Raw genomic sequence first — 18,479 nt, forward strand, 5'->3', positions numbered from 1 at the left:
ATCGGAATAGTTGGGATGTAGGAACCGTGGAGTGGACCCCCGACCCGCGCGAGCTGGCCGACCTCGAACTGCTGCTCTCCGGGGCGTTCGAGCCGCTGACCGGGTTCCTCGGCCACGACGACCTGCACGCCGTGCACGAGCGGGGCACGCTGGCCGACGGCACCCGCTGGCCGGCTCCCGTCACCCTCACCGTCCAGGCCGACCTGGCCCCGGGCGAGGAGGTCACGCTGCTCGACCCCGAGGGCCTCCCCCTGGCCGCGCTGAGCGTGGCGGCCCACGAGCCCGACGGCCTGACCTCCGGGCCGATCAAGAGCCTGGGGGCGCCGGAGCACGGCCCGTTCGCCCGCCTGCGGCGTACCCCCGCGCAGGTCAAGGACGAGCTGGCCGGACGGTCCGCGCTCGCCGTCACCATGCGCGGCCCCCTCGACGATCTCGGGGAGATCGTCGCCACCGCCAAGGAGCTCGACGCGACGATCCTGCTGCTCCCCCTCTCCTACGGCGAGGCGGGCCCCGCGATCGTACGCGCCGCGCTGCGCGCCAAGGAGAAGCTGCCCGCGGACACGATCGTCGTCTCGGTCCCCCTGGCCCCGCGCGACGAGCCGGAGATCGACCTGGAGCTGCGCGAACACGTGGCCACCGCCTACGGCGCGACCGAGCACCTGGCGGGCCCCGACCCCGTGCACATCCCCGGCCCGCCGCACCGCCGCGGCCTGGTGGTGTTCTTCACGGGCCTGTCCGGCTCGGGCAAGTCCACGATCGCCCGCGGCCTGCGCGACGCGCTGCTGGAGCTGGGCACCCGCACGGTCACCTACCTCGACGGCGACGTGGTGCGCCACCTGCTGTCCAAGGGCCTGACCTTCTCCAAGGCCGACCGCGACCTGAACATCCGCCGCATCGGCTTCGTCGCCGCCGAGACCGCCCGCCACGGCGGCCTGGCCGTCTGCGCCCCGATCGCGCCCTACGCGGCGACCCGCGAGGAAGTGCGCGAGATGGTCGAGTCCGTCGGCGCGGACTTCCTGCTGGTCCACGTCGCCACGCCGCTGGAGGAGTGCGAGCGGCGCGACCGCAAGGGCCTGTACGCCAAGGCCCGCGCCGGGCTCATCCCCGAGTTCACCGGCATCTCCGACCCCTACGAGGAGCCGGACGACGCCGACCTGGAGATCGACACCACGCACATCTCGATCGAGGCGGCCGTCTCCCGGGTGCTGGACACGCTCAAGATCGGAGGGTGGATCCGGTGATCGACTGGGCGCTGATCGGCGGGTCGTTCGTCGTCGCCATCGTGGTCGGGCTGACCGGGATGGGCGGCGGGGCTCTCATGACCCCGATGATGATGTTGTTCTTCAACGTCCCGCCGCTGGCCGCGGTCTCCAGCGACCTGGTCGCCTCGGCCGTGATGAAGCCGGTCGGCAGCGTCGTGCACCTGCGGCAGGGCACCGTCAACCTGCGCCTGGTCGGCTGGTTGTGCGCGGGCTCGGTTCCGGCGGCCTTCTGCGGGGTCTTCCTGGCCAGGGCGTTCGCGGTGAGCGACGCGGTCACCTACGCGCTCGGCGTCGCCCTGCTGCTGGCCGTCGCGGGCATGGCGGTGAAGAGCTGGCTCGGCGGGAGGGGCGGCACGTCGAACGCCCGCGACATCGTCGTGCGCCCAATCCCGACCCTACTGGTCGGTACGGTGGGCGGTTTGGTGGTCGGCGTCTCCTCCGTCGGCTCGGGATCGCTGATCATCGTGGCCCTGCTCGCCCTCTACCCGGCGCTCAAGGCCAACCAGCTCGTCGGCACCGACCTCGTCCAGGCCGTGCCGCTGGTCGCCTCCGCCGCCCTCGGCCACCTGCTGTTCGGCGACTTCCAGGCCGACCTCACGCTGTCGCTGCTCATCGGCTCGATCCCGGGCGTCTACCTGGGCGCCAGGATCTCCTCGCGCGCCCCCGGCGGCCTGATCAGGGCCATGCTGGCGATCGTCCTGCTCGCCTCCGCCCTCAAACTGCTCGACGTCAGCAACACGCTCACCGTCTGGGCCCTCGTCGCGGCCACGGCCGTCACCGTCGTCGGCTGGCGGGTCAAACTCAGGGCCGCGGCACGGGCGTCGAGCGAAAGTACGGATCTCGAGCCAGCTCGGTGAACGCCTTGTCGGCCCCCGGATCGGAGTCGAAGCTCGTGTCCCCGCGCGGCGCCTGCGGCGAGTCGAAGTAGATCAACGCCTTGATCTGCGGATATCGCTTGATCTGAGCCAGCACCGACTCGAAGAACTTCCGCTTGAACGCCCCGTCGCGCGGCCGCTCGAACACCCCCCACTCGGCCACCATGACCGGCTTGCCGGGAAAACGCGCCTGCATCCACCGATAGAAACCGGGCCACTCCGGATATTCCTTGCGCGTCTTGTTCACGAGCCCGTCGAAGTCGTGCACCCGGTCATCGGCATACGGGTCCATGGCCACCCAGTCCACCACGTCGTCACCCGGGTAGAGATCCTCGAACCAGGACTTCGCCGCCCAGTTCGGCGCCCCCATGTACGTCATGACCACGACCGCGTTCTTCACCCCTCCGGCCCGCAACCGCAGCACGACGTGCCGGAACATGGCCGCGTAGTCGATGGCCCGCATGCCCGAGTCCGACGAGGAGTCCACGTCGTTCTCCGGCTCATGGTGCAGGGTGAGGAAGAAGCGCTCGGGAAAGGTGCGCCGGAGGTAGGCGGCCAGCCGGTCGATCCTGCCGTCGAGGGCGCCTTCGGCGATCTCCGACCAGGTGTGGTCGAACGACGGCTTCCAGTTGATCATGAGCAATCGCGGCCTGGCGGGGTCGCGGGCCAGCCTGACCTCGGCGTCGGTGGGGAACAACTCGCTGCCCCGGTGATAGACGTGCAGCACGTCGGCCGCGGCCCCCATCCGCGACTCCGCGCCGTGCAGCGCCTGCTCCACCGGCGCGCCGGTGAAGACCTCGGGCGCCAGGCCCCACCAGGCGCCGCAGGACGGGATGAGCCTGGAGGTGGCCGTGCAGGCGGGCGAGGCCGCCGCCGACTTCGTCGTGGGGGCCTGGACCGGGCCCTGAGCCGGGCGCTGCGACGTGTGGGCGCCCTCGGCGTCGGAGCAGGCGGCCAGCCCGGTGATCAGCATGGCGGACACCGCCAGAACGACGCCGCCAAATGTTGCGATATGCGAAATTCCCCGTAGCTGCAAAGCCTTCCAACTCCTTCGTCGAACGACCCCCGCCTATCACACCTGAACCTTGCCATGTCATTCCTGGAACTTCAGCCAGTGTGGAAGTCTCCCCAGTTCGTGGCGGTGAAGTGACGTTCGGAATTTCCGGATATTTCGCTTTATGGGAATTCTGCTATAGGGCCTTACCGGAGAAAATCTTGAGTATTCAACCTGGGTGATAATCGTCCCGCCTATAGTGGGCGCTCATGAGCTCCGGCACCGACCTGGACGAGCATCTTTCGCTGATTCGCCGGCGCTGGTTGCTCCTGGTGGGCTGCGTGGTCGTCGGAGGCACCGCGGGCCTCGCGGTGCTGCGCCTCACCCCGCCCGCCTACACCGCGACCACGCAGGTGCTGGTCACGCCGGTCGGCCCGCAGGAGCCGGCCAACCAGGTCACCAGCCGCCAGCGCGAGTCGCTCAACCTCGACACCGAGGCCCAGGTCGCGCAGTCGGCCGTGGTCGCGGCGCGGGTGGCCAGGGCGCTCGGCCTGACCACGCCCGAGCCGGTCGAGGTCTCCGTGCCGCCCAACTCGTCGGTGTTGTGGATCTCGGTGACGGCCGCCGACCCCGCCGCCTCAGCCGCGCAGTCCCGCTCGTACGCGGAGGCGTACCTGGCCAACCGCCGCGAGAGCGCGCTGACCTCCATGGCCGAGCAGCAGGAGGCCGTGCTCAGCAAGCTCAAGCAGGTCAACGCCGGGATCGACGTGGTGATCAAACAGCTCGCCCGCCTGGCCAGGAGCAGCCCCGAGCACGCGATCGCCACGCAGCGCCAGGGCGTGCTCAACCGGCAGGCGGCCAATCTGGCGCTCAAGTACGACGCGCTGCGCACGGTCGCGGTGAGCCCCGGCTCGGTCATCAGCCAGGCCACGCCCCCGGCCGCGCCCAGCTCCCCCAGCCTGCCGCTGCACCTCGGCACCGGGCTGATGGCGGGGCTGCTGCTCGGCTCGGCCGCCGCCTACACCCGCGACCGGTTCGACACCCGGCTGCGCACCCCCGCCGACGTCGAACGCCTCACCGGCCTGCCCGTGCTCAGCGACCTGTCGAGCCCGCGCGAGCACGGCGTGCTGCACGATCTGGCCGGCGCCGTGGTCTCCGCCTGCCCCGGCAAACGCCTGCTGGTCAAGGCGCTGCCCGCCGAGCTGTACGCCTCGTCGCTGGCAGAGCCGCTGGCCGTCAGCGCGCCGCTCGTCGTGCTCGACGGCTCCGACGTCCGCGACCTGACCAGGGCGGACGCGGCCGTGCTGCTGGTCGGCCTCGGCCGGGTCCGCTCGGTGGACGTCGAAGCAGTCGTACGCCGGCTCGCCAGGCACGACGTGCCGATCATCGGCGTGGTGACGGCCACCGACGAGGTGCCCTCGTTCGTCCCCCTGCTGGATGCCCGCCAGCACACCCCGCTCGGCAAGCTCGTCGCGACCGGCGAGATCGAGGCGAGCCTGACGGCCGAGACCACGCCCATGCAGGCGATCCACCAACGCCGGCCGGGCAAGCAGACGTGACAGGGCCCGCGTGGCCCATCGCGGCGCTGCTGGTCGGCTATCCGCTCTGGTGGGCGCTCGGGTTCGGCGGGCTGTCGGTGATCGTGCTGGCCGTGCCCATGGCGGTGCTGTTGTGGCGGCGCCGGCCGATCAGCGTGCCGCGCGGGTTCGGGCTGTGGGTGCTGCTGCTGGCCGGGTACCTGGTGAGCGGGCTGATGCTGGCTGACTCGCCGCCGGGGACGCACGGGGAGCTCGGGGCGGGCCGCCTGCTCGGCTACGGCATGCGGCTGGCGCTCTACTGCGCCGTCCTGGTCATGGTGCTCTACCTGGGCAACCTCACCGAGCGGGAGCTGCCGCAACTGCGCCTGGTGCGCATGCTCGGGGTGTTGTTCGTCACCACGGTCGCGGGCGGGCTGCTCGGCGTGCTCTTCCCCGGCTTCGAGTTCACCTCGCCGGTGGAGCTGGTGCTGCCCGACTGGATCGGCGGCAACTCTTTCGTGCGGAACCTCATCCACCCGACCGCCGCCCAGACGCAGAAGGTGCTGGGGTTCTCCCTGCCCAGGCCCGAGGCGCCGTACGAGTGGGCCAACGCCTGGGGCAGCAACGCCTCGGTGCTGCTGGTCTGGTTCGTGGTGGGCTTCTGTGTGTACGGCAGGTCGCGGCACCGGCTCTTCGCGGCCGTGGTGATCGCCCTGGCGGCCATCCCCATCGTGTACTCGCTCAACCGCGGCCTGTGGATCGGCCTCGGCCTGACCGCGCTCTACCTGATCGTCCGGGTGGGCGGGCGCACGAGGGTGGCGTTGTGCGGCGCGGCCGTGGCGGCGGCGCTGGCGTTCGCGCTCAGCCCGCTGGCGTCGCTGGTCGCGCAGCGCCTGGACAAGCCGCACTCCAACGACATCCGCGCCTTCACCGTGACCTCCACCCTCGCCGCCGCCGGCCACTCGCCGGTCATCGGCTACGGCAACACCCGCAACGCCACCGGCAACCATCGCACGATCACCACGGGCAAGACCGAGTGGTGCCAGACCTGCGGGCATCCGCCGCTGGGCAGCGACGGGCAGCTCTGGTTGCTGATCATCACGCAGGGGTTCACGGGGGCGGTGCTCTACGTGGCGTTCTTCGTGGGCGCGATCCGCCGCCACTGGCGCGACCGCAGCCCGATCGGGCTGGCCGGGGTGCTGGTGATGGGGCTCGTGCTGCTCTACATGTTCGTCTACGACGGCCTGGTCACGCCCCTCAGCCTCTATCTCGTCTCGTTCGCCCTCCTGTGGAGGAACACATGAACGATGCCGCTGTACGTCTTGGGTATCTAGAGGAGACCTTGCGGCTGTTGTACCCAGGGGGCGGCTCGCCGCTGGCGTACACGCTGCTCCCGCACGCCGCCCTGCCCCGCCGCCTGGCGCCGCGCCGCTGGTGGCACGTGGGCGCGAAGGTGGTGGTGCCGGTCGAGGGGTCGATCTCGGCGTACCTGAGCGAGGTCTTCCATCAGCCGGTCGAGACCGTCCTCCATGTGCGCCCCGCGCTGCGCGCCAACCGCAAGCCCATCCTGGAGGCCCGCTCGGGCGGCCGCCGGCTGGCGTTCGTCAAGATCGGCGACACCGAGAAGGCCCGCGACCTGATCGCCACCGAGGCGGCGGCGCTGCGCAGGCTGGCCGGGCTCTCCCTGGACACCGTCACCGCGCCGGCCGTGCTGCACCACGGCGACTGGCGCGGTCTGTCGGTGCTGGCGCTGTCGCCGCTGCCGGTGCGGCGCGGCCGGGTGCCGGGGCCGCTGCTGCTGGAGGCGGTCAGGGAGATCGCGGGCACCGGCGGCACCCGCCCCGCCTGGCACGGCGACCTCGCCCCCTGGAACCTGTGCCGCTCCCCCGACGGCCGCCTGCTGGTCTGGGACTGGGAACGGTACGAAATCGGCGTCCCCTACGGCTTCGACGCCGTCCACCACCACTTCCAGCGGGCGCTGCGCAGGATGCGGCCACCGGTCGCGGCGCGCGCGTGCGTGGCCGGATCCGTACGGGTGCTGGCGCCCCTGGGCCTGGCCCCCGCCACGGCCAGGCGGACCGCGGCGCGTTACCTCATCACCCTGGCCGAACGACACGCCGCCGACGGCCACGCCCCGCTGGGCCCGCCCGAGTCCTGGCTCTACCCGGCCGTCGACCACGAGGAGCTGCTCACTTGAAGACGATGAAGCAATCGGTGTTGTCGCTGTCGCGGGCCACGGGACGGTTCACCTCGGGGGCGCGCGTGCTGCCGTCGTTCCTGATCGCGGGCGGGCAGCGGTGCGGCACCACCTCGCTCTACCGCGCGCTGGCCCAGCACCCGCTGCTCCTCAAACCCGTCATGCACAAGGGCGTCCACTACTTCGACGTCGCCTACCGGCACGGCCCGGCCTGGTACCAGGCGCACTTCCCGCTGCGGGTGAGCGCGGCCCTGCTCGCCCACCGGTACGGCACCCGCGCCCATGCCTACGAATCCTCCCCCTACTACCTGTTCCACCCCCTGGCCGGCGAACGCATCGCCAAAGACCTGCCCGGCGTGAAACTGATCGTGCTCGTCCGCGACCCGGTGGAACGCGCCTGCTCGGCGCACGCCCACGAGCTGGCCAGGGGCTTCGAGACGGAGTCCCACTTCGAGCACGCGCTTGAGCTGGAGGGCGAGCGCCTGGCCGGGGCCGAGGAGCTGCTGCGCGACTCGCCCTTCGCCGTGCACCACTCCCACCGCCACCACGCCTACGTGGAGCGGGGCCGCTACGCCGACCAGCTCGACCGGCTGGAGCCGCTGATCGGCCCCGAACGCATCCTCGTGCTCGACAGCCACCGCTTCTTCGCCGAGCCGGAGGCGGTCTATGACCGGGTGCTGGAGTTCCTGGGGGTGCCGCACCTGGGCTATCCCACGTTCGACCGGCACAACAGGCGCGCGCTGCCCCGTCCGGTGCCCCGGGTGCTGGGGCGGGCGCTGCGGGACCACTTCGAGGCGTACGACGCGCGGCTGGCGCGCTGGCTCGGCGGTGAGCCCTCGTGGCGGCGGTGATCGTACGGCGGGGGCTGGCGGGGGTCACGGGGGCCGCTTTCAGCGCGATGGCGCAGTTCGTCCTGGTCGTGGTGGTCACCAGGACGTACCCGGCCACCGACGCGGGCGCCTTCTTCACCGCGACGGCGCTGGCCCTGATGGCGGCGGGCATCGCCAAGCTCGACGCCGGGAACGGGCTGGTCTACTTCATCGCCCGCGCCAAGACCTACGGCTATCGCGGTATTTCCGGGTATCTCCGGGCGGCGCTCGTGCCCTGCCTGGCGGTCGCGACGGCCGCCGCGGTCGTGCTGTACCCGCGTCTGGGGGCGCTGGCGGTGCTGCTGCCGGTCATGGTGGCGACGGACGTGCTGCTGGCCGTCACGCGCGGGTTCGGGGCCGTGCGGCCTACCGTGATGCTGGACGGGGTGCTGGTGCCGGCCTGCCAGCTCGTGCTCGTGGCCGGTGCGGCGCTGGCGGGGGCGGCGGCCTGGTGGTTGCCGTTGGCGTGGGGGGCGCCGTACGTGCCGGTGCTGGTGCTGGCGGCGGGCGGGTTGCGGGGGCGGGTGCCGCGGACGCCGTACCTGCCGGGGACCGGGCGGGACCTGTGGCGGTACACGGCTCCGCGCTCGGTCGCGGGGGCGATCCAGGCGGTGTTCCAGCGGGTGGACATCGTGATCGTGGCGCTGCTCGCGGGGCCCGCGCAGGCCGCCGTCTACACGGCCGCGACCCGGTTCAAGGTGGTGGGGCAGCTCGCCAACCAGGGGCTGGCGCAGGCCGTACAGGCTGGGCTGGTCAGGGCGCTGGCCGACGGCGAGCGTGAGCGGGCCGGGGAGCTGTACCAGGCGGCCACGATCTGGCTGGTGCTGCTGACGTGGCCGGTGTGGCTGGCGTACGCGGGGCTGGCGCCGTGGGTGCTCCGGCTGTTCGGGCCCACGTACGGCTCGGCGGTGCCCGTGGCGCTGGTGCTGTCCGGGACGATGATGGTGGCGACCGCCTGCGGCATGGTGGACGTGGTCCTGACCGCCGCGGGGCACACCGTCTTCAGCCTGCTCAACCTACTGGCCGCGATCGGCTGCACCGTGCTGCTCGACCTGGCGCTGATCCCGGCCCACGGGGCGCTCGGGGCGGTCGCCGGCTGGTCGGGCGGAGTGCTGGTCAAGAACCTGCTGCCCCTGTGGCAGCTCCACCGCCGCTACGGCCTGCACCCCTTCGGCCGCCACACCCTCGCGGCGCTGCGCGTGCGCGACTGGGCGGCGGCATGACGGTGCTGGTCACGGGCCTGCCACGCAGCGGTACGAGCTGGACGGGCCGGATGCTCGCCGCCGGAGGCGACCTGGTCTACGTCAACGAGCCCCTCAACCCCCAGCATCCGCCCGGCCGCTGTCCCGGGGTGCTCGCTGCCCGGGTGACGCACCGGTTCCAGTACATCTGCGATGACAACTCCGCGCACTGGCTGCCCGCCTTCCGCGACACGGCGGCTCTGCGCTACCGCTGGCTGGCCGAGCTGCGGACGAACCGCTCCCCGTACGACCTGGCCCGCCTGCTCCGCTACGGCACCGCCTTCACCCTCGGCCGCCTGGCCGGGCGGCGGGCACTCCTCGACGACCCGTTCGCGGTGCTCAGCGCTGGCTGGTTCGCGCGGCGGCTGGGGTGCAGGGTGATCGCCCTGGTACGCGACCCGGTGTCGTTCGTGGCGAGCTGGCAGCGGCTGGGGTGGACGGTGTACTTCCACGAACTCCTGGAACAACCGCTCCTGACCCGCGACCACCCCGAACTCCTGGAGTTGCGCTCGCTCATCGGCTCCCAGGACCGGGTGGCCAAGGCGGCGGCGCTGTGGCGGGCGACCCGCACGATCCTGGCCGGCACCCCCGGCATCCTGCTCACCTCGTACGAGTCCCTGGCCGCCGACCCCCTCCCCGGCTTCCAGCGCCTGTACGCCTACGCCGGCCTCCGCTGGACCCCCACCGCCGAACGCCGCATCACCCGAGCCTGCCACCACCCCGCGGCAGGCCCCGGGACGGGCTTCACCTGGTCGGGCCTGTCGCGCACGGCCTACCGGCGCATGGACTCCCGTCAGGCGCTGGTGGAGGGCGCGCGCGGGCTCAGCGAGGAGGACGCCGCCCGCGTCCGCGCGCTCACCACGGCCTGAGCCGCGTCGCCAGGCAGCCGCCGAGCAGCCGCACCGCGAACGGCAGGTCGTCGACCAGATAGCGGCGCGCCAGCCGCCCAGGCTCGCTGACCAGCCGGAACGCCCACTCCAGCCCGGCCGGCCGCATCCACTCGGGCGCGCGGGCGACGGTGCCGGCGGCGAAGGCGATGGCCGCCCCGCAGCCCACGAACCACGCCTCCGGCAGCTCCTCCCGCAGCCCGGCGATGAGGCGGTCCTGGCGCGGGAACCCGAGCCCGACGAAGACCAGCCGGGGCCGGGCGTCGATCACCTTCCGGTGGACGCTCCGCGTGCCCTCAGGGGTGGCGTCGAAACGATAGGCGGGCGCGTCCACGCCGCAGACCTCCAGCCCGGGGTGGCGGCTCGTGAGCGCCCCCGCCGCCCTGCGTGCCACGCCGGGCGGGCCGCCGAGCAGGTAGACGGGCCAGCCCCGGCGCGCGGCCAGCTCACTGAGCGACCAGATGAGGTCCGCTCCGGTGACGCGCTCGGGCACGGGGGTGCCGAGTAACCTGGCGGCCCACACCAGCGGCATGCCGTCGGTGACGACGAGATCGGCCGAGCACACGAGCTCCCTGAGCTCCGGATCGGCGGCGGCGGCACGGCAGATGTCCACGTTGGGGGTGACGATCCGCCCGCCCTCCCCGGCCTCCAACGCCGCCGCCACCCGCCGGACGACCTCCTCCTCGGTGAGCGCGTCCACACCGACCCCGCCCACCCACACCCGGGCGGAGGCCGGCTCGTGCGGCGCGTCGTCGGGCACCGTGCTCTCGGACGGCGGCACGGTCTTGGTGCGCTCGCCCGGCTCGGAAGGGCGCTGGGCCGGAGGCCTCGGTGCGGTGGTCCTGGAGGTCAAATGCCGTGACCCCGGTGGTGCAGGGCGGACAGGACGCCGGCCGCGGAGACCAGCCCTGCCGCCACCGCCAGCGCGATCGGAGCGCGCGGCTCCGCGGGACGGGCCGCGAAGGTGCGGGCGGCCCAGCGGAGCGCGGCCCGCCGGTGCCCGAGCGCGGCATGGCCGAAGGCCAGCTGACCGTAGACCCGCGCCGCGCCGCGCGGGTCCACGGCCAGTTCTGGATGCCGGGCGAGCATCCACTCCAGCCCGGCGATGCGGTCCGCCCAACGGGCCGCATAGTGGGACCCGGCCCAGCGCACAAGCACAAGCGGCCGGTCGACGTGGACAAGCGGCCGCCGCTTGGCGGCGCGTAGAGCCAGGTCCCAGTCTTCGTTCTGTCCCGCGGGCGCGCTCTCGTCAGGCCGGAGCAGGCCCCGCTCGAACAGAAAGGTGGATGAGTGCACCATCACCATCCGCGAACGAACCAGGTCGTCCGCGGTCACGGTGGAAGTTCCCGCGAGGCGGACCACGCGGCGGCGCCCGTGCTCCACCTCGATGCCGCAACTGGCGAACTCGCCCCCGCCTCGGAGCGCCCGCACCTGGGCGGCCAGCTTGCCGGGCAGCCACACGTCGTCGTCGTCGCAGAAGGCGATCAGATCGCTCTCACAGGCGGCGATGCCGGTGTTGCGGGCGCCGGGCAGGCCTGCCGTGCGCGTGTTGGGCAACACGCGCACGGCAGGAGAAACGTCGATCTCGCGGGCCGGACAACCGTCGGCGACCACGACCACGGAGATCTTCCCTGGGTAATCCTGGCTCAGCACCGCCGCCACGGCCTCGCGAAGCGGCCCCGGCCGGTCGCCGCGGGTCGGGATGACGACTCCCACGGAGGGGCTCACGCGGCCGCCCCCCAGTAGCCGTATCGGGCCCTGAGCGGCCAGGTGAGCGCGTTGACCACCCGCCGGTCGCCCTCGGGCAGGCCCGACAGCCACGAGTCGTCGCGCCGCAGCTCCACCCGCCCCACGTGGAAGCGCATCGGGTTGCCCGAGGCCGTGTGGGAGATCCCCAGCCAGGCGGTGCGCCCCTCCAGGAAGGGCAGCTCCGGCTTGGGCAGCCCGAGCCGCAAGGCCAGCGCGGTCAGGGTCTCCCCGGGCGCGGCGAGCAGATCCTCGTAACGGACCCTGGTCACGCGCGCCCCGCGCCCGGGGAGAAGCTCCATCGCCAGGTTCTGGGCCGCCCAGTGGGCCGCCGTGCGGGCCGGCCCCCAGCGGGTCATGGGCTGCCCGTCCTCGGGCCGCGGCACGGCCCTGGCCCATGAGTGGGCCACCGCGCGCGGGTCCCTGACCACGTGCACGATCCGTACGTCCACCCCGCTCGCCACCAGGCAGCAGGCCAGCGAGGCGTGCTTGCTGGAGTCGATCACGACCGACGCGCCGGTCGCGTCGTAAAGCTGTCGGTAGGCCCGCACGTATTCGGCCAGGTCGGGATGGTCGATGCGGGCGATTCTGCGGGTGCGGTCGACCCTGGCGCGCAACGCCAGAATTCGCTCAGCCAGCCGCCGGGTCCATCCGCCGAACGCGCGCTCCCCCACGAAGCGCCAGAAGGGACAGGACGGGAAGGCCGTGCCGCACCCGCAGAGCTCCTCGGCGAGGACTCCCCGGTCCCACAGATGCACGACCTCGCCGAGCGCCACCACGCCGGGAAGCTCACCGAGGAGCCTCTCGAGCAGCGTGCTGCCGCTGCGCCCAAGGCCGCCCAGGTAGATCACCTGGGCGGTCGTGCGATCTGTCACGGAGAAGAGCCTTCGCGTCGTCGAACACGGAACGCGATGACCCTAGCGCGGACGGTAATCAGTGGGTAAGGAGAACGCCGAAAGATCTACCTTCAGCTTGCGTCGATGATCATCCCGGCGCCGACGGTGCCGTTCGTGGCCTCGTCCACCAGGATGAAACCGCCGGTCATCCTGTTACGCGCGTAGTCGTCGACGAACAGCGGCTGCGTCACCCGCAGCGACACCCGCCCGATCTCGTTGAGGCCGAGCGACGTCGCCTCCTCGTCCCGGTGCAGGGTGTTGACGTCGAGCCGGTAGTGCAGGTCACGCACCATCGCGCGGGCCGTGCGGGTGGTGTGCTTGATCGTCAGCTTGGACCGGGGCGTCAGCTTGAGGCCGTCGCCCATCCAGCAGACCATCGCCTCCAGCTCCTGCGCCGCCTGCGGCTGGTTGTTGGGCCTGGCGATCATGTCGCCGCGCGAGATGTCGAGGTCGTCCTCGAAGCGCAGCGTCACCGACATGGGCGGGAACGCCTCCTCCAGCGGCCCGTCGAAGGTGTCGATGGAGGCGATCCGCGTGTTCAGGCCCGAGGGCAGGTGCACGACCTCGTCACCGGGCTTGAGCACGCCGCCCGCCACCTGGCCCGCGTAGCCGCGGTAGTCGTGGAAGGCGTGGTCCGTGGCGCGCTGCGGGCGGATCACGTACTGGACGGGGAAGCGCACGTCGGTCAGGTTGCGGTCGGAGGCGATGTGCACGTTCTCCAGGTGGTGCAGGAGAGAGGTGCCCAGGTACCAGGGCATGTTCTCCGAGCGCGAGACCACGTTGTCGCCGTTGAGCGCGGAGATCGGGATGAAGGTGAGGTCGGAGACGTTCAGCTTGGAGGCGAACGCGGTGAACTCCTCCCTGATCTCCTCGAAGCGCTCCTGCGAGTAGTCGACCAGGTCCATCTTGTTGACGGCCAGCACCAGGTGCGGGACGCGCAGCAGCGTGGTCAGGAACGCGTGCCGCCGCGACTGCTCCAGCACGCCCTTGCGGGCGTCGATGAGGATGATCGCCAGGTCGGCCGTGGAGGCGCCGGTGACCATGTTGCGGGTGTACTGGATGTGCCCGGGCGTGTCGGCGATGATGAACTTGCGGCGCGGCGTCGCGAAATAGCGGTAGGCCACGTCGATCGTGATCCCCTGCTCCCGCTCGGCCCGCAGGCCGTCGGTCAGCAGTGACAGGTCGGTGTATTCGGTGCCGCGGTCGCGCGAGGTCCGCTCGACGGCCTCGAGCTGGTCCTCGAAGATCGCCTTGGAGTCGAAGAGCAACCGTCCGATGAGGGTGGACTTGCCGTCGTCGACGCTTCCCGCCGTGGCAAAGCGCAGAATGTCCATTTTTAGAAGTAGCCCTCTCGCTTACGATCTTCCATCGCGGCCTCGGACGCGCGGTCGTCGGCCCTGGTGGCGCCGCGCTCGGTGATCCGGGTGGCGGCGATCTCCTCGATGATCTCCTCGACCGTGGCGGCCGCGGACTGCACCGCGCCCGTGCAGGTCATGTCGCCCACCGTGCGGTAACGCACCACGGCCTCGTACAGCGGCTCGTCCTCGCCGCGCTGCACGACGTCGGCGTCGGGCAGCAACATGCCGTCGCGCTCGAAGACCTTGCGGGTGTGGGCGAAGTAGATGGAGGGGATCTCGATGCCCTCACGCCGGATGTAGTCCCAGATGTCGAGCTCGGTCCAGTTCGACAGCGGGAAGACGCGGATGTGCTCGCCCTTGCGGATGCGCGCGTTGTAGAGGTTCCACAGCTCGGGGCGCTGGTTCTTCGGGTCCCACTGCCCGAAGTCGTCGCGGAAGGAGAACACCCGCTCCTTGGCCCTGGCCTTCTCCTCGTCGCGCCGCGCGCCGCCGAAGACCGCGTCGAACTCGTGCTCCTCGATCCCGTCGAGCAGCGTGGTCGTCTGCAGGCGGTTGCGCGAGGCGCGCCGCCCGGTCTCCTCCACGACCCGGCCCTGGTCGATGGAGTCCTGCACGCTGGCCACGATCAGCCGCGCGCTCAGCTCGGCCGAGCGCCGGTCGCGGAACTCGATGACCTCGTCGAAGTTGTGCCCGGTGTCGACGTGCATGAGCGGGAACGGGATCGCGGCGGGCCAGAACGCCTTCTCCGCGATGCGGAGCATGACGATCGAGTCCTTGCCCCCGGAGAAGAGCAGACACGGACGCTCGAACTCGGCGGCCACCTCACGCATGATGTGGATGGCCTCTGCTTCGAGCACATCGAGCTGCGACGTCGTGTAGTCGCGCTGGAGCATGGGAGCTTTCCTCCGGCGGTTCAGCGGTGCAGGTCCCGGATTCCGGCGAGCAGGGATGCCGCCAGCTCCGGTAGGGAAACCAGGATATCGGGTAGTGAGGGGTCGGCTTGGTTGTAGGTCAGCTCGGAGCCGTCGATCCGGCTCGCGTGAACCCCGGCGGCCTGGGCGACGGCGACCGGCGCGGCGGAATCCCACTCGTACTGGCCACCGGCGTGTACGTACGCCTCCACCTCGCCGGTGAGCACCGCCGAGATCTTGGCCCCGGCCGAGCCGATCGGCACGAGGTCGGCGCCGACGAGGTAGGCCAGCTTCTGGACGAACTCAGGGGGCCTGGTGCGGCTCACCGCGATGCGGAAACGGCCCTTCTCGTACGGGGGCGGCTTCGGCGGGTCGGCGGTCGTCAGAGTGCGGCCCTGGGCGGGCAGCGCCACGGCGCCAGCGCTCAACCTGCCCCGCTCCCACAACGCCACGTGCACGGCCCAATCAGCGCGCCCCTCCTGCGTGCTTATGGTCGCGCTCTCTTCGGCCCCGTCTTGGTCACGCGAGCTACCGCCTCCGGGGCCGGTTCGCCGCTCCGAGAACTCCCGCGTGCCGTCAAGGGGGTCGACGATCCACACCCGCTCGGCGCTCAGCCTGCGCGGGTCGAGGCGCTCCTCGCGGGTGGCCTCCTCCGACAACACGCTGTCGCTGAGCCGCAGCCGGGCAAGCGACTCCATGAGGTAGACGTGAGCGGCCCTGTCGCCCTCGGCCCGCAGCGCGGCCGGGTCGTCGAACCCCATGCGCTCGCGGATCCGCAGCAGCCGCTCCCCCGCCTCGGTCGCCAGGTCCCCGGCGAGGGCGTGGTCGTCGCGAATCGTCATCAATATGCTCCTTGCCCGCGGGCGACGGCCGACCAAGTCTTCCACAGGATCTGGAGGTCCAGCGTGAGGGACCAGTTCTCCACGTAACGCAGGTCCAGTCGTACGGATTCCTCCCACGATAGGTCAGATCTACCACTGACCTGCCACAGCCCGGTCAGCCCAGGGCGTACGAGGAGTCTTCTGCGCACGTCGTCACCGTAGCGCGCCACCTCCTCCGGCAGCGGCGGCCGGGGCCCGACGAGCGACATGTGGCCCAGGACGATGTTGATGAGCTGGGGCAACTCATCCAGCGAGTGGCGGCGCATCAGCGTGCCGAGCGGCGTGACGCGTGGATCGTTCCGGATCTTGAACAGCAGCCCGTCGCGCTCGCTGACCAGAGTGATCTTCTGCTCCTCGGAACCCCGCCGCATCGTGCGGAACTTCACGATCGTGAACAGCCCGCCGTCCCTGCCCACCCTGGTCTGCCGGAACAGCGCCGGCCCCGGGCTCGTCACGCGTACGGCCACCGCGAGCCCCGCCAGCACCGGTGACAGCAGCACCAGCAGCGCGGCGGCCACCAGCCGGTCGAAGACGTTCTTGACGAGCTGCCTGACCCCGGCCAGCTCAGGGTGCTCGACGTGCAGCAGCGGCATCCCGGCGACCGGCCTGATCGTCGTGCGCGGCCCGGCCACGTCCATCAGCGCGGGGGCGACGACCAGCTCGGTCTGGGTGCATTCCAGCCGCCAGGCGAGCCGCCGCAGGGCGTGGCCGTCCATCTCGGGGCAGGCCAGCACGGCCACGGTGTCGGCGGCGTACTGCTCCACCACGAGTGGCACGTCACTCAGATCGCCCGCGACGGGCACGTCCGCCACCTGCTCCCCGGCGTGCCCACCGGGGAGACAGGCGGCGACGACCTCCATGCCGTGGTGGCGCTCTCTGCGGAAGAGGTGCACCAGCTCGGCGGTGGAGAGCTCGTGGCCGACCGCGACCACCTTGCGCATGCAGGCGCCCGTGGCTCTACGGCGGTGCAGGGAGCGGCGCAGGGCGTACCTGAAGACGAGCGTGAAGAACGTGACCAGCGGCAGTGCCAGGACGACGTAGCCCCGGGCGACGTCGGTCTTGGTCACGTAGGAGCCGATCGCCGTGCCCGCGATCAGCGCCACACCCGCCTGCATGACGCGGCGGAACTCCTCAGAGCCGACGCCGAGCATGCGCGGCTCGTAGGCGCGGTTGAGCGCCACCGCGCCGCACCACACCACCGGCAGCGCCAGGCTGACCAGCAGGTAGGGCAGCACGTACGGGGTGAACCCGCCGAACCTGACGAAGAACGCGGCCCCGGCCCCGATCCCCGCCCCGCACAGGTCGCCCAGCACGGCCCGCATCCGATAGGAGCGGACCCAGGAGGGCGTGCGCGGTGTATGCCTTCCCGAGCAAGCCCCATGCCCCGTCCCCACGACGGCCATGAGCCCCTCACCGCGCACGCGCGCCTCCAGGTGACCATTCCATGAACGGACAGTCACAGATGGTAGCCGCGCGTGACGCCGGGATCCGGCGAACGACCCAATGCGGTGATCAGCGAGGAGGGCCGGAAATGTGCAGATCAGACCGATGAAAGTCGTTCTGAGTGGCATCCAGGCCGCGGGACATCAGCGACTCCACCACGTCGGCGGCCCGGTCCACGAGGAAGGGCAGATCCTTGCGCTCCATCGTGGCGAAGTCGCGCAACACGAAGGAGGCGGGGTCCATGCGGCCGGGCGGGCGCCCGATGCCGAAGCGCACGCGCAGGTAGTCGCGGGTGCCGAGGACCTTGGTGATCGACTTGAGCCCGTTGTGGCCGTTGTCGCCGCCGCCCAGCTTGGCCCGCAACGCGCCGTAGGGCACGTCGAGCTCGTCGTGGACGACGATCAGCCGCTCAGGGCCGATCTTGTAGAAGTCGGCGAGCGCCTTGACGGGCCCACCGGAGAGGTTCATGTACGTCAGGGGCTTGGCCAGGATGGCGGCACGCGTCTCGCACACCTCGGCCCTGCTCTTGTGGGCCTTGAGCCGCCCGCCGGCCCTGGCGGCCAGCTCGTCGAGCACCATGAAGCCCGCGTTGTGCCGGTTGCCCGCGTATTCGGGCCCTGGATTGCCCAGTCCGGCGATCAGCCAGCGATCCATGCGTTCCCCTCACAGCCCCTGACCAGCGGAACGGGACGGCTCGAGTCCGGCCGCCCCGTTCACGAGTGAAGCCCGTCGCCTACTCGGCGGCCGGGGCCTCGGCGCCCTCGCCCTCGACGGCCACGGCGACCAGGGCCTCCTCGGCGCCTTCCGCGGGCTCCTCGACGGGCTTGTTGATGACCTGCAGGATGACCGCCTCGGGGTCGGCGATCAGCGTGGTGCCCTGCGGGAGCTTGAGCTGCGCGGCGGTGACGACCGTGCCGATCACCAGGCCCTCGACGTCGACCTCGATGCCGGTCGGGATGTGCGTGGCCTCGGCCTCCACGGCGATGGAGACGAGCTGCTGGTCGAGCAGGCCGTCGGAGTTGACGTCGCCGACCGTGGTGACCGGGATCTCGACCGTGACCTTCTCGCCGCGCCGGACCAGGAGCAGGTCGACGTGCTCGACGAAGCCCTTGATCGGGTCGCGCTGGATGCCCTTGGGCAGCGCGAGCTCGTCCACGCCCTCACCCTTGAGGTGGATGAGCACGTTGGCCGTGCGCAGGGCGAGCAGCACCTCGTGGCCCGGCAGGGTCAGGTGCTTGGGGTCGATGCCGTGCCCGTAGAGAACAGCGGGCACCTTGTCGGCGCGGCGGATCTTGCGAGCGGCGCCCTTGCCGAACTCGGTGCGCGATTCGGCGGCGATACGTACTTCAGACACGACATCTCCTAGGGATGCATGGGGGTCGGATCGTTGAGCGCTCACCCT

18 protein-coding genes are annotated in these 18,479 nt (G+C 71.5%); 8 read left to right on the top strand and 10 right to left on the bottom strand.

Features of this window, described 5'->3' with window-relative positions:
- The first annotated feature begins 26 nt into the window (after nucleotides 1-26).
- Nucleotides 27-1,241, top strand: coding sequence for an adenylyl-sulfate kinase (cysC, locus tag ACFPZ3_RS42235; protein ID WP_379519997.1), 1,215 nt, complete (start codon nucleotides 27-29; stop codon nucleotides 1,239-1,241).
- Nucleotides 1,229-2,119, top strand: coding sequence for a TSUP family transporter (locus ACFPZ3_RS42240; protein ID WP_379519998.1), 891 nt, complete (start codon nucleotides 1,229-1,231; stop codon nucleotides 2,117-2,119). The genes cysC and ACFPZ3_RS42240 overlap by 13 nt, the downstream gene beginning before the upstream one ends.
- Here the strand turns inward: ACFPZ3_RS42240 and ACFPZ3_RS42245 are convergent.
- Nucleotides 2,064-3,110 carry a glycoside hydrolase family 26 protein gene (locus ACFPZ3_RS42245; protein WP_379520124.1) on the bottom strand — a complete coding sequence of 349 codons (1,047 nt, stop codon included), beginning with the start codon at nucleotides 3,108-3,110 and terminating at the stop codon, nucleotides 2,064-2,066. The genes ACFPZ3_RS42240 and ACFPZ3_RS42245 overlap by 56 nt on opposite strands.
- 290 nt (nucleotides 3,111-3,400) lie before the next feature.
- Between ACFPZ3_RS42245 and ACFPZ3_RS42250 the strand changes: the two genes are divergently transcribed.
- From ACFPZ3_RS42250 to ACFPZ3_RS42275, 6 genes are read left to right on the top strand one after another with little or no spacing between them, the layout of a single operon-like run.
- Entirely contained in the window at nucleotides 3,401-4,690 is a 1,290-nt protein-coding gene (locus tag ACFPZ3_RS42250) for a YveK family protein (RefSeq protein WP_379519999.1), read from the top strand.
- On the top strand, nucleotides 4,687-5,952 hold the full coding sequence (locus tag ACFPZ3_RS42255; RefSeq protein WP_379520000.1) for a hypothetical protein: 1,266 nt from the start codon (nucleotides 4,687-4,689) through the stop codon (nucleotides 5,950-5,952). The genes ACFPZ3_RS42250 and ACFPZ3_RS42255 overlap by 4 nt, the downstream gene beginning before the upstream one ends.
- A complete protein-coding gene (locus ACFPZ3_RS42260) occupies nucleotides 5,949-6,845 on the top strand; it encodes a hypothetical protein (RefSeq protein ID WP_379520001.1) in 897 nt (298 codons plus the stop codon). Before ACFPZ3_RS42255 ends, ACFPZ3_RS42260 begins: the two co-directional genes overlap by 4 nt.
- A gap of 5 nt (nucleotides 6,846-6,850) precedes the next feature.
- Nucleotides 6,851-7,696, top strand: coding sequence for a sulfotransferase family protein (locus tag ACFPZ3_RS42265; protein ID WP_379520125.1), 846 nt, complete (start codon nucleotides 6,851-6,853; stop codon nucleotides 7,694-7,696).
- A complete protein-coding gene (locus tag ACFPZ3_RS42270; RefSeq protein WP_379520002.1) occupies nucleotides 7,684-8,937 on the top strand; it encodes a lipopolysaccharide biosynthesis protein in 1,254 nt (417 codons plus the stop codon). Before ACFPZ3_RS42265 ends, ACFPZ3_RS42270 begins: the two co-directional genes overlap by 13 nt.
- On the top strand, nucleotides 8,934-9,824 hold the full coding sequence (locus ACFPZ3_RS42275; RefSeq protein ID WP_379520003.1) for a sulfotransferase: 891 nt from the start codon (nucleotides 8,934-8,936) through the stop codon (nucleotides 9,822-9,824). The genes ACFPZ3_RS42270 and ACFPZ3_RS42275 overlap by 4 nt, the downstream gene beginning before the upstream one ends.
- Here ACFPZ3_RS42275 and ACFPZ3_RS42280 read toward each other — a convergent pair.
- From ACFPZ3_RS42280 to ACFPZ3_RS42320, 9 genes are all read right to left on the bottom strand, one after another.
- The gene (locus ACFPZ3_RS42280; RefSeq protein ID WP_379520004.1) at nucleotides 9,811-10,695 is read right to left on the bottom strand and encodes a WecB/TagA/CpsF family glycosyltransferase; all 885 of its coding nucleotides are present in this window, start codon (nucleotides 10,693-10,695) and stop codon (nucleotides 9,811-9,813) included. The two genes, ACFPZ3_RS42275 and ACFPZ3_RS42280, sit on opposite strands and share 14 nt — an antisense overlap.
- The gene (locus ACFPZ3_RS42285; RefSeq protein WP_379520005.1) at nucleotides 10,692-11,570 is read right to left on the bottom strand and encodes a glycosyltransferase family 2 protein; all 879 of its coding nucleotides are present in this window, start codon (nucleotides 11,568-11,570) and stop codon (nucleotides 10,692-10,694) included. The genes ACFPZ3_RS42280 and ACFPZ3_RS42285 overlap by 4 nt, the downstream gene beginning before the upstream one ends.
- Nucleotides 11,567-12,463: a sulfotransferase gene (locus tag ACFPZ3_RS42290; RefSeq protein WP_379520006.1), complete on the bottom strand. Its 897-nt coding sequence runs from the start codon at nucleotides 12,461-12,463 to the stop codon at nucleotides 11,567-11,569. Before ACFPZ3_RS42290 ends, ACFPZ3_RS42285 begins: the two co-directional genes overlap by 4 nt.
- Before the next feature lie 92 nt (nucleotides 12,464-12,555).
- Nucleotides 12,556-13,818 (bottom strand): sulfate adenylyltransferase subunit CysN, encoded by a 1,263-nt coding sequence (cysN, locus tag ACFPZ3_RS42295; RefSeq protein ID WP_379520007.1) that lies wholly within the window; start codon nucleotides 13,816-13,818, stop codon nucleotides 12,556-12,558.
- Between the two features lie 2 nt (nucleotides 13,819-13,820).
- Nucleotides 13,821-14,735, bottom strand: coding sequence for a sulfate adenylyltransferase subunit CysD (gene cysD, locus ACFPZ3_RS42300; protein WP_379520008.1), 915 nt, complete (start codon nucleotides 14,733-14,735; stop codon nucleotides 13,821-13,823).
- Nucleotides 14,736-14,755: 20 nt separating this feature from the next.
- Nucleotides 14,756-15,595 (bottom strand): 3'(2'),5'-bisphosphate nucleotidase CysQ, encoded by an 840-nt coding sequence (locus ACFPZ3_RS42305; RefSeq protein WP_379520009.1) that lies wholly within the window; start codon nucleotides 15,593-15,595, stop codon nucleotides 14,756-14,758.
- Nucleotides 15,595-16,956 carry a sugar transferase gene (locus tag ACFPZ3_RS42310; protein ID WP_379520010.1) on the bottom strand — a complete coding sequence of 454 codons (1,362 nt, stop codon included), beginning with the start codon at nucleotides 16,954-16,956 and terminating at the stop codon, nucleotides 15,595-15,597. Before ACFPZ3_RS42310 ends, ACFPZ3_RS42305 begins: the two co-directional genes overlap by 1 nt.
- A gap of 190 nt (nucleotides 16,957-17,146) precedes the next feature.
- Nucleotides 17,147-17,731 (bottom strand): aminoacyl-tRNA hydrolase, encoded by a 585-nt coding sequence (gene pth / locus ACFPZ3_RS42315; protein WP_379520011.1) that lies wholly within the window; start codon nucleotides 17,729-17,731, stop codon nucleotides 17,147-17,149.
- 79 nt (nucleotides 17,732-17,810) lie between these two features.
- Entirely contained in the window at nucleotides 17,811-18,431 is a 621-nt protein-coding gene (locus ACFPZ3_RS42320; protein WP_379520012.1) for a 50S ribosomal protein L25/general stress protein Ctc, read from the bottom strand.
- Between the last annotated feature and the right edge of the window lie 48 nt (nucleotides 18,432-18,479).

Source organism: Nonomuraea insulae, assembly GCF_042656245.1.

Bases quoted from the DNA above. Each gene is read 5' to 3' on its own strand.
- ACFPZ3_RS42245 (WP_379520124.1), bottom strand. From the start codon at position 3,110: ATGCTGATCACCGGGCTGGCCGCCTGCTCCGACGCCGAGGGCGCCCAC.
- ACFPZ3_RS42250 (WP_379519999.1), top strand. From the start codon at position 3,401: ATGAGCTCCGGCACCGACCTGGACGAGCATCTTTCGCTGATTCGCCGG.
- ACFPZ3_RS42260 (WP_379520001.1), top strand. From the start codon at position 5,949: ATGAACGATGCCGCTGTACGTCTTGGGTATCTAGAGGAGACCTTGCGG.
- ACFPZ3_RS42265 (WP_379520125.1), top strand. From the start codon at position 6,851: ATGAAGCAATCGGTGTTGTCGCTGTCGCGGGCCACGGGACGGTTCACC.
- ACFPZ3_RS42275 (WP_379520003.1), top strand. From the start codon at position 8,934: ATGACGGTGCTGGTCACGGGCCTGCCACGCAGCGGTACGAGCTGGACG.
- cysN (WP_379520007.1), bottom strand. From the start codon at position 13,818: ATGGACATTCTGCGCTTTGCCACGGCGGGAAGCGTCGACGACGGCAAG.
- cysD (WP_379520008.1), bottom strand. From the start codon at position 14,735: ATGCTCCAGCGCGACTACACGACGTCGCAGCTCGATGTGCTCGAAGCA.
- ACFPZ3_RS42305 (WP_379520009.1), bottom strand. From the start codon at position 15,595: ATGACGATTCGCGACGACCACGCCCTCGCCGGGGACCTGGCGACCGAG.
- ACFPZ3_RS42310 (WP_379520010.1), bottom strand. From the start codon at position 16,956: ATGCGGGCCGTGCTGGGCGACCTGTGCGGGGCGGGGATCGGGGCCGGG.
- pth (WP_379520011.1), bottom strand. From the start codon at position 17,731: ATGGATCGCTGGCTGATCGCCGGACTGGGCAATCCAGGGCCCGAATAC.